The organism is Pseudomonas cavernicola, from assembly GCF_003596405.1.
Lineage (GTDB): Bacteria > Pseudomonadota > Gammaproteobacteria > Pseudomonadales > Pseudomonadaceae > Aquipseudomonas > Aquipseudomonas cavernicola.
This window is the reverse complement of sequence record NZ_QYUR01000006.1, coordinates 453,339-466,580: the sequence shown is the minus strand read 5'-3', so window position 1 is coordinate 466,580 and position 13,242 is coordinate 453,339. Positions and strand designations below refer to the sequence as shown.

The 13,242-nt window shown below is 60.2% G+C and carries 13 protein-coding genes; 7 read left to right on the top strand and 6 right to left on the bottom strand.

What is annotated here, in order from left to right; translation table 11 throughout:
- Positions 1–80: 80 nt before the first annotated feature.
- The 3 genes from D3879_RS18250 to D3879_RS18240 form a co-directional block, all read right to left on the bottom strand.
- Complete coding sequence (locus D3879_RS18250; protein WP_119955679.1) at positions 81–848, bottom strand: MlaA family lipoprotein; 768 nt, start codon at positions 846–848, stop codon at positions 81–83.
- Positions 841–2,139: an alpha/beta fold hydrolase family protein gene (locus D3879_RS18245; RefSeq protein WP_119955678.1), complete on the bottom strand. Its 1,299-nt coding sequence runs from the start codon at positions 2,137–2,139 to the stop codon at positions 841–843. The genes D3879_RS18250 and D3879_RS18245 overlap by 8 nt, the downstream gene beginning before the upstream one ends.
- A gap of 85 nt (positions 2,140–2,224) precedes the next feature.
- Positions 2,225–2,713: a GNAT family N-acetyltransferase gene (locus D3879_RS18240; RefSeq protein WP_119955677.1), complete on the bottom strand. Its 489-nt coding sequence runs from the start codon at positions 2,711–2,713 to the stop codon at positions 2,225–2,227.
- Positions 2,714–2,908: 195 nt separating this feature from the next.
- On the opposite strand from D3879_RS18240, the gene D3879_RS18235 reads away from it, so the two are divergent.
- Positions 2,909–3,280 carry a hypothetical protein gene (locus tag D3879_RS18235; protein ID WP_119955676.1) on the top strand — a complete coding sequence of 124 codons (372 nt, stop codon included), beginning with the start codon at positions 2,909–2,911 and terminating at the stop codon, positions 3,278–3,280.
- 104 nt (positions 3,281–3,384) lie between these two features.
- Here D3879_RS18235 and D3879_RS18230 read toward each other — a convergent pair whose 3' ends face one another.
- Both D3879_RS18230 and D3879_RS18225 read right to left on the bottom strand, forming a co-directional pair.
- The gene (locus D3879_RS18230; protein ID WP_119955675.1) at positions 3,385–4,938 is read right to left on the bottom strand and encodes a glycoside hydrolase family 17 protein; all 1,554 of its coding nucleotides are present in this window, start codon (positions 4,936–4,938) and stop codon (positions 3,385–3,387) included.
- Between the two features lie 158 nt (positions 4,939–5,096).
- The gene (locus tag D3879_RS18225) at positions 5,097–5,321 is read right to left on the bottom strand and encodes a DUF2061 domain-containing protein (RefSeq protein ID WP_119955674.1); all 225 of its coding nucleotides are present in this window, start codon (positions 5,319–5,321) and stop codon (positions 5,097–5,099) included.
- A gap of 331 nt (positions 5,322–5,652) precedes the next feature.
- On the opposite strand from D3879_RS18225, the gene D3879_RS18220 reads away from it, so the two are divergent.
- The 6 genes from D3879_RS18220 (at position 5,653) to D3879_RS18195 (ending at position 11,828) form a co-directional block, all read left to right on the top strand.
- Complete coding sequence (locus tag D3879_RS18220; RefSeq protein ID WP_119955673.1) at positions 5,653–6,504, top strand: glycine betaine ABC transporter substrate-binding protein; 852 nt, start codon at positions 5,653–5,655, stop codon at positions 6,502–6,504.
- 191 nt (positions 6,505–6,695) lie between these two features.
- Complete coding sequence (locus D3879_RS18215; RefSeq protein WP_119955672.1) at positions 6,696–7,007, top strand: DUF485 domain-containing protein; 312 nt, start codon at positions 6,696–6,698, stop codon at positions 7,005–7,007.
- Positions 7,004–8,662 (top strand): cation acetate symporter, encoded by a 1,659-nt coding sequence (locus D3879_RS18210; RefSeq protein ID WP_119955671.1) that lies wholly within the window; start codon positions 7,004–7,006, stop codon positions 8,660–8,662. Before D3879_RS18215 ends, D3879_RS18210 begins: the two co-directional genes overlap by 4 nt.
- Before the next feature lie 995 nt (positions 8,663–9,657).
- On the top strand, positions 9,658–9,924 hold the full coding sequence (locus D3879_RS18205) for a nickel-binding protein (protein WP_119955670.1): 267 nt from the start codon (positions 9,658–9,660) through the stop codon (positions 9,922–9,924).
- Positions 9,925–10,086: 162 nt separating this feature from the next.
- Positions 10,087–10,527, top strand: a complete 441-nt coding sequence (locus D3879_RS18200) for a pyridoxamine 5'-phosphate oxidase family protein (RefSeq protein ID WP_119955669.1) — start codon at positions 10,087–10,089, stop codon at positions 10,525–10,527.
- 155 nt (positions 10,528–10,682) lie between these two features.
- On the top strand, positions 10,683–11,828 hold the full coding sequence (locus D3879_RS18195) for a YncE family protein (RefSeq protein WP_119955668.1): 1,146 nt from the start codon (positions 10,683–10,685) through the stop codon (positions 11,826–11,828).
- A 226-nt stretch (positions 11,829–12,054) separates the two neighbouring features.
- Here D3879_RS18195 and D3879_RS18190 read toward each other — a convergent pair whose 3' ends face one another.
- Positions 12,055–13,152, bottom strand: a complete 1,098-nt coding sequence (locus D3879_RS18190) for a BMP family ABC transporter substrate-binding protein (RefSeq protein WP_119955667.1) — start codon at positions 13,150–13,152, stop codon at positions 12,055–12,057.
- Positions 13,153–13,242 lie beyond the last annotated feature (90 nt).

The following is a 13,242-nucleotide window of genomic DNA, read 5'->3' as shown; positions in this document are numbered from 1 at the left end:
AACGCAGTATCAGGGCTTCAGGCGCCGAAATTGACTAATTGAACTAGCCACACAGGCCACTAGTGCCTTGGTGGTTGGTCTTATTCGGCGATTTGTAGCTTGCGCGCCTCGGTGTAGACGTAGCGGATTTTGTCGTACTCGAACGGTGAGTTGGTCTGGCCGTAGCGGAAATTGGTGGTGTAGCGCTTGTCGACGGCGCGTAGCGCGCTGATTTCCGGGTGACCGCCACTGACTTCGGCGACGTTGAGGAAGTTGATCTGACTCTCCACGCTGAAATCCGCCACTAACCCGCCGGTGTCGCGCAGGTTGGACGGGCCGAGTATCGGCAGCATCAGATAAGGGCCCGCGGGCACGCCGTAGAAGCCCAGGGTCTGGCCGAAGTCTTCACTCTGCTTGGGCAGGCCCATCATCGTTGCCGGGTCCCACAGGCCGGCGACTCCCAGCGTGGTGTTGAGCAGCAGCCGCCCTGTGGTTTCCATCGAACGCTGGCCTTTGAGCTGCAACAGGCTGTTGAGCAGATTGGGAACATCGCCCAGGTTGCTGAAGAAGTTACTCACTCCGCTGCGCAGGAAACCGGGGGTGATGTAGCGGTAACCGTGCACCACGGGCAGAAACACCCACTCGTCGAAGCGGTAGTTGAATTGGTAGACGCGCAGGTTCCACGACTCCAGGGGGTCGTAGACGTTCAGGGCGTCGAGGCTCGAGCGCTCGAATTCACGCTGGTCGAGGCCTGGGTTGAATTTCAGCTCCTTCAGCGGTTCGGTGAAACCATCCGGATCAGCCGTCCGTTCAGCGTGGGCCAGGCTGCTGGCGAGCAGCAGGGCAAGCAGGAATGATCTCTTAGCCACGGAAGAACTCCAGCATGTCGTGGGCGTTGACGCGGTAGTTGAGGTTGCCGCAGTGCCCGCCATACGGGTAGACGGTCAGGCGCTCACCCATGGTGCGGCGTAGAAAGCCGAGGTCGCCAGGGCCGAGGATGAGGTCGTCGGCGTTGGTCATCACGGCGATCTTGCTGCTGGTTTTCAGGTAGTCCTTCAGGGCGTAGAGGCTGACCTGGTCGATCAACTGCAGCAGGCTGCCGCCATCCGTGCGGGCGCGCCACATCGGCACCAGTTGTTCGCCGATATAGCAGTCGAAGTCGCACAGCAACGCACGCCTGAGGAAGGGTGTGAGGCTGGTGCTTTCGGTGATTGGGTAGTTCGGCGGGGTGATCAGGCCACGGCGGTTGATCAGGTCGGAGGTAAAGGCGATATCCGCCGAGGAGAAGCGAAACGAGGTGCCGATCAGCATGGCCATTTGTTCGTTCGACAAGTGCTGTTTGGACTGTTGGAAGTCGAAGAGCAGGGCATCGTTGAGGTCGATATAGCCTTTTTGCTGGAAGTAACGGGTCAGCTTGCCGAGGACCAGCTCATAGAAGGTGGTGCTGTCGTTGATACCTTTGACCTCGGTTTGCACCAGGCGATCGAGGTTGGTGATCGAGGTGTAGAGGTTGACCGGTGGGTTCAGCAGCAGCACTTTTTTGAAGTTGAAGCTGCGCCGCGTTTCATCGAGGTGGCTGACGAAGGCCGCATCCAGGGCACCGAGGCTATAACCGGTCAGGTAGAAATCGGTAATCTCAAGCTTAGGGTGCTGGGCGCGGACGGCCTGCATGACCCGGTACAGATCATCGGCATCCTCAGTCGAGACACCTGGGGTGGCATGGCGCGAGGCTGCCGTCATGAAGTCATAACTGGTCGGTGAGGACAGTTGCACCACGTGGTAGCCGGCGCCGTAGAACAGCTTTTTCAGGTATTCGGTCAGGCTGCTGGAATAGTGTGCGCCGGTGCCGGCGATGATGAAGACCAGGGGCGCCGGGCCTTCCTGCTCAGCCAGGCGATAGCGCAACTTGGTCACCGGCCAGAAGTTGTCCGGCAGCTCGAACTCGCGCTCCGGGCGCAGCTTGAGGTCGTAGTCCGCCTGGTCGATATCGGCGTCGGCGGGCAGCTCCGGGCGTAGTTCCGGCGGGGTGGTGGCGATGGTCGCCTCGAACGGGTTGCTCAGAGGGTAACCATAGCTGGCGGCATCGATATCGGCCGCCAGCAGCGGCGCACTCAAGGCGAGGCCGCTCAAGAGCGTAGCAAGACCTAGAAGACGGGGCATTGCAGAGTCCCTTTAGAAGAGAAAGGTGCTGAGTGAATACGCTGGCTATGACAACTGCAAGCCTCTCGAGTGCCGAGGTGCAGGTTTAGCCTGCGTGCTGCGCCAACTCGCTCAAGGCGGCACCGCTCAGGCGATAGCCCGTCCAATCATCCTGCGGGCGAGCGCCAAGGCTGTGATAGAAGCCAAGCGCGGGCTCGTTCCAATCCAACACAGCCCATTCCAACCGACCACAACCGCGACTCACGGCCAAGTGCGCCAGCTCCGCCAGCAGCGCCTTGCCCAGTCCCGTACCACGGGCGCTGCTGCGCACATAGAGGTCTTCCAGATAAATGCCGGGTTTGCCGAGGAAGGTCGAATAGTTGTGGAAGAACAGCGCAAAACCGACGGGCTCGCCATCCAGCTCACCGATCAGCACTTCGGCAAACGGCCGCGAGCCGAACAGGTGTTCGGCCATCTGCGCCGCGTCGGCGACGACGTGCTCGCTGAGTTTTTCGTACTCGGCGAGTTCACGGATCAAACCGAGGATGAGTGGGATGTCGTCGCGCTGGGCGGGGCGTAGCTGAATGCGGGACATACGGATTCCTTTCGTGATGGATGCCTGAGCTTGCCGTGCTCGAGCCCTTGTCGGCAAGCAGGCTAATGCAGAAGGGTGAAGTGCTCGAGCCGATTCACTCGCCAGCGCCGCGCCTCTATAAAGGCGCGGATTTAGGCTTGCATACGGCGGGCGGGCGATTATGCTGGGCGCCGTTTTCATCCCTCGGAGAACCCTATGTCCCGCCGTTTGCCCTTGATCGTGCTGCTGATCGTACTGCCACTGTGGTTGGCCGCCAGCTATGGGCTGCGTTTTGCGCTGATGGAGGATGGCCAGTGGGTCGGCCTGTGTGTGGATGAGGCGCAACGCTGGGAGTGCCAAGTGCGCTCCGGGCTGGGGCTGCTGATTCACTTCCGGGTGATCGCCTGGGCGGCATTGAGCTGTGCGGTCGTGGCCTTCTTTGTGCCGGGTCGACCGGGTTGGGGTTTGGCTGTGTTGGCGCTGCTGTTCGCGTTGCCGGCGTTGGTGCTGTATAGCGCCAGTCTGGGGGTGTTTGCCGTGGTGCTCGCCGCGCTGCGTTTGGTTCGGGCTCCACGTCCAATGGTCTGAATCCGCTGAAAACAAAAAAGGGATGACTGAGTCATCCCTTTTTTGTTTTGCCTGCCCTGGCCCGGATGCATTCCAGGAATACCCCAGGCCGGGCTAGGTGAGAGTCACTTTGTTCTGAAGCGCAAACTGCGCCAAAGCGCCGCAACCAGCAGCACGCTGACCAGCGCCCAGCCGATGGCTTGCAGGTTGCCGAGGGTCTCCTGGTACAGCTGCGGAATGACGCCGGCGCCGATGATCAAGGTCAGTACGGCGATTTCACGGCGTGGGCCCGCTACCGGGCGGCACAGGTACACCACGGCCGGCAGCACCAGCGCTGCGCTGGGGAAGCTGCGGTAGCGCGGGTCGAATACCAGGCTGAGCATCAGTACCGCACCGGCGAAGCCGGCGGCGGCCAGCCACCAGCCGCCGCGTGCTTGTAGCCAGGCGTAGATGCGGGCGCGCCAGCCCACTTTGGCTGACAGTGCCAGCGCGGCATGTGCCAGCACCAGAAGATTCAAGCCCACCAGGAACGCAGCCCACAGCCACTCACCGGCAAAGCGGCTGGTGACTCGCGCCAACTCGCCCCAGAGACCGATGCAGGCGGCGCCGAGGGCGGCCAGTAGCGGCAAAATCAGGGCGGCGCGGGTGGAAGCCGGGCGCCCGGCCAGCAGCAGGGTGGCGAGGAAGATCAGCCCGCCGACGCTCAGCCAAACAGTCCAGTTCGGCAGGTTGGAAACCGGGCCGGCGAGTACGGACTTTTCTTGGCGATCGGCATCGAATAGACCCCAATAACCACCCACGGCGCCTTCGCTGACGCGCTTCCAGGGCTGATCGAAGGCTTCGATCAGGTTGTAGTGCCAGCCATTCTGTTCAGCCATGGCGACGAAGCCACGGATGAATTTGGCTTCGTTGACCCGGCTCGGCAGTGCGGTTTCACGCTGCCGGCCTTCGCTTGGCCAGCCGGTTTCGCCGATCAGGATGTCCTTCGGGGCGAATTTGTTGCCAAACACTTGGCGGATCTCGGCGACGTGCGCCAGGGCCTTGTCGATCCCCGCAGGGTCGTCTTCCCAGTAAGGCAGCAGGTGGATGGTCAGGAAGTCCACGGCGGGCGCGACTTCCGGATACTGCAGCCAGAACTCCCAGACGTCGGCGTAGGTCACCGGTTGTTTGACCTGAGCCTTCACCTGGCCGATCAGTTTTGTCAGTTGGGCGCCGGTGACTTCTTTGCGCAGCAGGGTTTCATTGCCGACGATCACCGACTGTACGACGTCGGGGTTCTCGTTGGCGGACTTGATCAGCGCCTCGACTTCTTTCTGGGTGTCCAGGGGGTTGCCGTTAACCCAGGCACCCAGCATCAGCTTCAAACCATGCTTTCGAGCCAACGCGGGAATGGCTTCGAGACCGGTCATGGAATAGGTGCGTATGCAGTGGAAACGCGTGGCCAGTAGCGCCAGATCCGCATCCATCCGCTCCGGGCGCAGGGCGAAAGGCTGGTCGAAGGGCGACTGATCCTTATCGAACGGCGTGTAAGAGGCACACTGCAACTTGTGCGTCGGCGTCGCCGCATCCGGCAGGACAATCGGCTGACCGAGGCCATACCAGAGCCCAGTGAGGGCAAACAGGGCGAGCAGACAGGCGAATAAATAGGCTAGGACGGGGAAGCGGGCGGTAGCGGGCATGATCGGGCGCGTCTGGGAGCAAAGCCGCGCATCTTACCTGCATTCCCGGCATTTCGCGCATAGCTGAGCAGGGGACAGTTGCAGCGTTGGCTAACTCGCTAGCCTCGACCGCGTGCGGCACGCTGAGCGCCAACGGCCATGCCGCGGGCTAGGCGCAATCAGGCGTGATGATGTAACCAGGCATGTGCCGGGCGCTCGGTCTTGAGGCTCTTGCCATGTTCAAAGCGCTGCCAGATTTTCTCATGAAAGTAGAAACCCACCGAGTTCACCAGCGGCTCGACTGCGGCCACCAGACCGCCGACAGCAATGCTGCCGGTCAGCGCGTAGGCCACGCTGAAGGCAATACAAAAGTGCATCATGGTGAAGGTTATGGTCTTGAGCATGGCGCACCTCAAATGAGAAATATTCTTTGTTGTGTGCAGGCTAGTGACCTCGCTGCTGTGAAGGAAATGGCGCTTATGTATGACGGCTATAGGCGTTACAAATGGCCATCGGTCTTTTGAGTTCCCGATCTGCTGGGCAAATGTCGCTTCTCGCTGGCTTGAGGTCGTTATCAGAGCATGTGCGATTTTGCCCCAAGTCGATCATCGAACGGTCAGCACTCCACTGATAAGAGGCAGGGCTTGCTTGGGGCGTGACGGGGGCGAATCCCAAACGAAAACACCACTCCAGCTGCTCGACATCGGTCGGGCGCGCTACTTTCGGGGAAAAACAATGAGAATGCGACGGCTCTTGGGTTTCGGCGCCAGTCTGGCACTGGCACTGAGTGCGGGCTTGGCAGCTGCGGCGGAAAAGCCAACCCTCAAAATTGGCTATGTGGAGGGTTGGTCGGACAGTGTGGCGACTACCCATGTGGCGGCTGAGATCATTACGCAGAAGCTCGGCTATGAGGTGAAGTTGATGCCTGTGGCCACCGGCATCATGTGGCAGGGCGTGGCGAAAGGGCAGTTGGACGCCATGCTTTCGGCTTGGCTGCCGGTCACCCATGGGCCCTATTACGAGAAGTTGAAGGATCAAGTGGTCGACCTCGGCCCGAACTTCAATGACGCGAAGATTGGCCTGATCGTGCCGGAGTATGTCGCGGCCAAGAGCATCGCCGACCTGCAAGGGCAGAAAGACGGCTTTGCCGGGCGCATCGTCGGCATCGATGCCGGCTCGGGTGTGATGCTCAAGACCGAACAGGCGATCAAGGACTACGCTCTGGACTACAAACTGCAGGCCAGTTCCGGTAGCGCCATGACCGCCGAGCTGGCGCGTTCGATCAAGTCGCAGAAGCCGATTGCCGTCACCGGCTGGATTCCACACTGGATGTTCGCCAAGTGGAAGCTGCGCTTTCTCGACGATCCGAAAGGCGTCTACGGCGCTGCCGAGCACGTCGACAGCATTGCCAACCCAGGTCTAGAGGCCAAGGCGCCGACAGTGGTGGCCTTCCTGAAGAAATTCACCTGGAAACCCAGTGAAATCGGCGAAGTAATGCTGGCCATCGAAGAGGGCGCCAAGCCCGCGGCGGCTGCGCAGAAGTGGGTGAGCGAGCACCCGGATCGGGTCAAGGAATGGCTGCAATAAACTGTAGCTAACAGACGCGTTACCCAAGCCGCTGAGTGCCTGCACTGAGCGGCTTGTTTGTTTTTGGGCCTTGTGGCTGTTTCGGCGACTAAGACTATGGTCTCAACTAAGACTAAGGTCGTCTGTCGCGCGCACCCAAGCGCTCTAGAGTTACCTCACCAGCAACCCGTGCTGCGGAGGACAACAACAAAATGAACGACAGCATCTACGAGCGGATTGAACAAAGTCCGCGCTTCAAAGAACTGGTATCCAAGCGCGAGCGATTCGCCTGGATACTCTCAGCCATCATGCTCGGCCTGTATGTGGCCTTCATCCTGATCATCGCGTTCGATCCGCAGCTGTTTGGTACGCCGATCAGCCCGGGCTCGACCACGACCTGGGGCATTCCGGTGGGAGTAGGGTTGATCGTCTCGGCCTTCATCCTGACTGGCATCTATGTATTCCGTGCCAACGGTGAATTCGACGAGCTGAACCAGGCCATTCTGGATGAGGTGCAGAAATGATCGCGCGTCTGCTTGCCACGCTGGGCTTGTTCGCCTTCGCTCCGGCTCTCTGGGCCGCCGAAGCGCTGACCGGCGACGTTCAACGCCAGCCGATGAACGTCTCGGCCATCGTCATGTTCGTCGCCTTCGTCGGCGCCACCTTGTTCATCACCTACTGGGCCTCGAAGCGCAATAACTCGACGGCTGACCACTACGCTGCCGGCGGCAAGATCACCGGCTTCCAGAATGGTCTGGCGATTGCCGGCGACTACATGTCGGCGGCGTCCTTCCTGGGTATTTCCGCCCTGGTGTTCACCTCTGGCTACGACGGCCTGATCTACTCGATCGGCTTTCTGGTCGGCTGGCCGATCATTCTGTTCCTGATCGCGGAGCGCCTGCGTAACCTCGGCAAGTACACCTTCGCTGACGTGGCGTCCTACCGCCTGAAGCAGAAAGAAATCCGCACCCTGTCTGCCAGCGGTTCGTTGGTGGTGGTGGCGTTCTACCTGATCGCGCAAATGGTCGGTGCCGGTAAGTTGATCGAACTGTTGTTCGGCCTCGACTACCACGTCGCGGTGATCCTGGTTGGTATCCTGATGGTGCTCTACGTGCTATTCGGCGGCATGCTGGCGACCACCTGGGTGCAGATCATCAAAGCCGTGCTGCTGCTCTCCGGCGCCTCGTTCATGGCGTTGATGGTGATGAAGCACGTTAACTTCGACTTCGGCACGCTGTTCTCCGAAGCGGTGAAAGTGCACGCCAAAGGTCAGGCCATCATGAGCCCCGGCGCGCTGGTGAAAGATCCGGTGTCGGCGATCTCCCTCGGTCTGGCATTGATGTTCGGTACTGCCGGTCTGCCGCACATCCTTATGCGCTTCTTCACCGTGAGCGACGCCAAAGAAGCCCGTAAGAGCGTGTTCTATGCGACTGGCTTTATCGGCTACTTCTATATCCTGACCTTCATCATCGGCTTCGGCGCGATCCTGCTGGTCAGCACCAACCCGATGTTTAAAGATGCGACCGGCGCCCTGCTGGGCGGCAACAACATGGCAGCGGTGCACCTGGCTAACGCCGTTGGCGGCAGCCTGTTCCTAGGCTTCATCTCGGCGGTGGCGTTCGCCACCATCCTCGCGGTGGTTGCCGGCCTGACCCTGGCTGGTGCTTCGGCGGTGTCGCATGACATCTACGCCAGCGTGATCAAGAAGGGCAAAGCCAACGAGAAGGATGAACTGCGCGTCTCGAAGATCACTACCGTGGCCCTCGGCGTACTCGCCATCGGTCTGGGTATCCTGTTCGAGAAGCAAAACATCGCCTTCATGGTCGGCCTGGCGTTCTCGATTGCCGCCAGCTGCAACTTCCCGGTGCTGTTCCTCAGCATGTACTGGAAAAACCTGACTACCCGTGGCGCCATGATCGGCGGCTGGCTGGGGCTGGGGACTGCTGTGGGCCTGATGATCCTTGGCCCAACCGTATGGGTACAGGTACTGGGTAACGCCCAGGCCATCTTCCCGTACGAATACCCGGCGCTGTTCTCGATGATCGTGGCCTTCGTCGGTATCTGGTTCTTCTCCATTACGGACAAGTCCACTTCCGCTGCCGATGAGCGCGCACGCTTCCTGCCGCAATTCGTTCGCTCGCAAACCGGCCTGGGTGCCAGCGGTGCCGCGGCTCACTAAGCAACAACTCTCTGAGTGATTTGGGCAGCCCTTGGGCTGCCCTTTTTTATGGTGCGCCAGGCATGGCGCGTAGCGCCGTGACTGGCGCTGTCTGGCTCACTGTGGTGGTGAGCTGGATGACTTGGAGGTGGAAGTCCTCTACACACCCGGCAAGGGGAAGTGTTAGCTGAAGGCAAGGGTGTCGCGGGCGACTGCGAATCTGAAGGAAGCCGAAGGCAAACTGCTGGCCTGACGAACAGGAAGCGGATTAGGCGGCGTAGCAGGGTGAGGTAGCCATAATTGCCAAAGCCCGATACTTGCACGGAACGCTACGACGTATATCCGACAGGCATAAGCAGGAAGGTCGCGCGAATTACCCTGGGAGATCTGTTCGCCTGCCATGTGCTACCGGCATCGTGAGGTGACGGGATGGGCGAGCAGAAGTCAGCCGAGGCCGTAGTAGTTGCTCGGAACCGGAGCAATGAAGGGCTGAACCTGCCATGAGCGGATAGTCAGGTGTGCTCTCTGAGCGGGTCGCAGGCACAAGCTCCCTTATACGGAGGCCTGGACAATCAGGAGGTAGGGGCCGGAAGTCCCGAGAGCCTGTCCGGGTGCTTAGACTACGCGGGCGACACATCGAACGAAACCAAGCTCGCTGATGCAGTTTGTCAGTAGGCAGGAACCGCCGTATACGGAACCGTACGTACGGTGGTGTGGGAGGACGGCGGGGGTGACCCCGCCTCCTACCCGATGACGAGTGGTTTTTGCCGGACGGTCTGAGCAGGGCTAGCCTCAACGCTACTCGCTGGAATGTACCTCGCTGGGCGGGAAGCCTGAATCTTCTCGCCAACTCTCTTCCGGCAGATAGCTCGGCCCAAGCGGTGGATAACCTCCTTATCAGGACACTGAGCAGCGCAAAGCGGCATGCCAGGGCAGTTTGGTGATGGCAGTGCTGGAATGTTATCCACCACCTGGGCCGAGTTTCTGTCACATCGAGTTCGAAAGGAGAACCAACCATGCCGAAGTTCATGAGCAGTCACACGATGCCTGCCGGAGCGCTCCAGCGCGAGCAGGTCAACCAACTGGCCCAGGCCGCACAGAATGACCCGACGGTGCGGCCATACCGGAGCTTCCTCAATCTGTCCGAAGGCAAAATCTTCTGCATCATGGAAGCCCCCGACCAGCAAGCTTTGGCCGCCTGGTTCCAAAAGATGAAGATGCCTTGTGACTACATCACGCCCGTGGAACTGGAAGGCGAGCGCGGTGTGGTCAAGGAGGCATAAGCACAGGAATCATTCATGGGCAGGAGTTTGGCCTAACAAAGCGTTGCAGCAGACGGGGCCGGCATGCTGGCTTTCCGAGGTATGAAGGTCTCGCCGGCCGATCCCGCTGTTGAGCTTTACCGTTAGGCCTAGGCGAAATCATCCCCAGCCCAGGAGAAAATCATGGCGTTCAAGCAAATAAGCCAGGCAGAGATCGATGATCTACTCAGTGTGGAGCGCGTTATGCGCGTCGGTTTCGAGGCGAACGGAGAGCACTACCTCGTGCCTCTCGGATTCATCTGGCACGGGGGTGCCCTGTACGCAATGACAACCAAAGGTCGAAAAACCCAGCTGGCCGCGGCTAACCCAAAGGTATCCTTTCAAATCGATACTTCAGCAAGAACCGGCCCCTTCAGCTGGCACAGCATTTCCGGTGAGGGCACATTTGAGATCGTCACGGATTCGAAAGAGGTCAAGGCGATTTCGCCTCTGCTGGTTTCTAGGTTTCCGGATATGCCGAACTGGATGCAAGCCGAGTACGCCGAGAAGCAGGAGCAAGGCAAGGTCGTCTTCGTTCGCATTCGTCCGTCCGAGATGACCGGCAGAAAGAGCGAGCCCGCGTAGCCAAGAGCGCTCTGGCCTAACAACTCGTTGAAGGGTCGACGTTTTTGGCTAGCCCAAAACGCGCCCTTAACTCAAACGCTAGGCTGCTGTCTGACTGGTCTGACGGAGTTTGAATGCGAGCTGTCGCCATATTCCATCTAGGAAAGGAGAGTTCGATGAAAATCTTCGTCCGTACGCTGCTGCTGACCGCGATGGTCCTGTCTGCCTCTCAGGCTCAGGCCGAGATCCTGGCCCTGCTCAATTACGAGACCAAGCCTGAGCAGATAATGAGGAAGGAAGGACTGGCGGTCGTCGATGTCGACCCGAAGTCGCCGAGCTTCGGGAAGCTGCTGATGGAGATCCCTCTGCCGCCTGACCTCGTAGCCCACCACATCTACTTCAACCGCGACAAGAGCAAGGCCTACATCACAGCTCTCGGCAAAAGTGTCCTTCATGTGATGGACCTTACCCGCTTTCCCTATCGGATGAAGGCGGTGCCGGTGCCGGACTGCCAGGTGCTGGAGGACGTCGTCTTCTCGGAAAACAGCCGGACCTGGTATCTCACCTGCATGGGCTCGAGTAACGTGGTGATGGGTGACGCAGCCACTGACAAGCCGATCAAAACCATCGGATCACCCGCTGGAGGGCCGGCTTTTATCAAGTATCCCCACGGCATCAGCATCCACAATGGCATTGACCGCGTCATGATCACGAGCACAGTGCGGCCCTCCGACCTCGGCGACCCAGGCGAAACTGTGACCGTGCTGGAGGCGAGCACAGGCAAGGTGCTCTCCACCCACAAAGTATCGCGCAAGCCCTCGCCTTCCGGCGAGGCGCCGGTCGAGGTAATGTTTATGCCCGGCGCGACCCCTCCGGTGGCTTACATCACCAACATGTACGGGGGCACGCTCTGGATGGCGGCCTGGAATCCCGCCACCAAGGGCTTCGGCTTCAGTCAGGTGGACGACTACGGCTCACGCAACCACGGGGTGGCCCTGGAGATGGAGCACACCAAAAAGCGTGACCGGCTCTATGTGACCACCGCCAAGCCAGGGCACGTCAGCGTCTACGACGTGAGTGACCCACAGAAGCCCAAGTTCCTCAAGGCCATCCCGGCGGCGGCTGGGGCGCACCACCTGGCCTTCTCCCCTGACGAGCGCTACCTCTTCGTCCAGAACAGCCTGCTCAACCTGCCGGGCATGAGCGACGGTTCCATAACCGTGATTGACGTGGCCGAGGGCAAGCCCATCGCCAGCATGGACACGCTCAAGAACATGGGGCTGAACCCCAACTGCATCGTGCTCTTACCCCAGCGGCCATGAGCGGATCGCGGCGCGGAGGTTGAGCCTTGTAGGGCGGGTGAAACCCGCGCGGCTGATGATTAGCCAATATTGTTTTGCTCCTTTTATTTGGCGGGTTTCACCCGCCCTACCAACTCTCCATCGAAGTTGGGGCCGGCCAGTAAGAGGCCGCCCAGCCGATTCCAGGCGATAGGCGCCAAGCAAAAGGCCAACCTCTCGGTTGGCCTTTTGCTGGTACTTGCCCGGTTTACTTCTGCCGCAGCTTGGAGGCCACGCCTTGCACGAAGTAATCCATCTTGCCCAGATCGCTATCGCTGATCACCTGGCCGGCGGCGACGCGGGTCTTGCCGTCCTGGTCCACGACCGGGCCGGCAAAGGGATGGAAGCTGCCGGCCCGCAGATCGCCTTCCAGCTTGGTGACCAGGTCCTTCACCTCGGCCGGGACGGACGGGTTGAGCGGTACGGTCTTGATCATGCCCTCCTTGACTCCGCCCCAGGTCGAGGCCGGTTTCCAGGTGCCATTCAACACATCCGTGGTGGTCTTGGTGTAGAAATCGCCCCATTGGTGAGTGGTGCCGGAGAGCTGCGCCTTGGGGCCATATTTCGCCATGTCCGAATGGTAGGAGAAGGCATACACGCCCTTTTCCTCGGCGGCTTGAACCACCGCGGTCGAGTCAGTGTGATGGGTGAGCATGTCGGCACCCTGTGAGATCAGGGTCAGCGCGGCTTCACGCTCCTTGCCCGGGTCATACCAGCTGTTCGCCCAGATCACCCGGACTTCGGCCTTCGGATTGACGCTGCGGGCGCCGAGGGCGAAGGCATTGATGCCCATCACCACTTCGGGGATCGGGAAGGCTGCGACATAACCGAGGACATTGGACTTGCTCATCTTGCCGGCGACCACGCCATTCAGATAACGGCCCTCATAGAAACGGGCGTTATAGTTGCCGAAGTTCTTGCCCATCTTGTAGCCGGTGGCGTGCATGAAGGTGACGTTCGGATATTGCTTGGCGACGCGATCGACGTAGTTCATGTAACCAAAGCTGGTGGCGTAGATCAGCGTATAGCCGCTGGAGGCGAGTTCGCGGATCACCCGTTCGGCGTCGGCGCCTTCCGGCACGTTCTCGATGTATTTGGTCTCCACCTTGCCGGCCAGCGCCTGTTCCATCTGCTTACGGCCTTGATCGTGCTGGTAGGTCCAGCCGGCGTCGCCGATCGGGCTGATATAAACGAAACCAACCTTGAGCGGATCGGCCGCCTGCACCTGACCGAGCAGGCCGACGCCAAACACTGCCGCCACCGCCATACCACCCGCTGCCTTGATGAAATGTCTGCGATTGCCCATCAGTTCCTCTCCTTGCCTAATTGCGCTGGCTGGTAAGCCGTTTTTTGTTATTGGGGGAAATGCAGAATGCGGGCCGCCCCCCTCACGGCC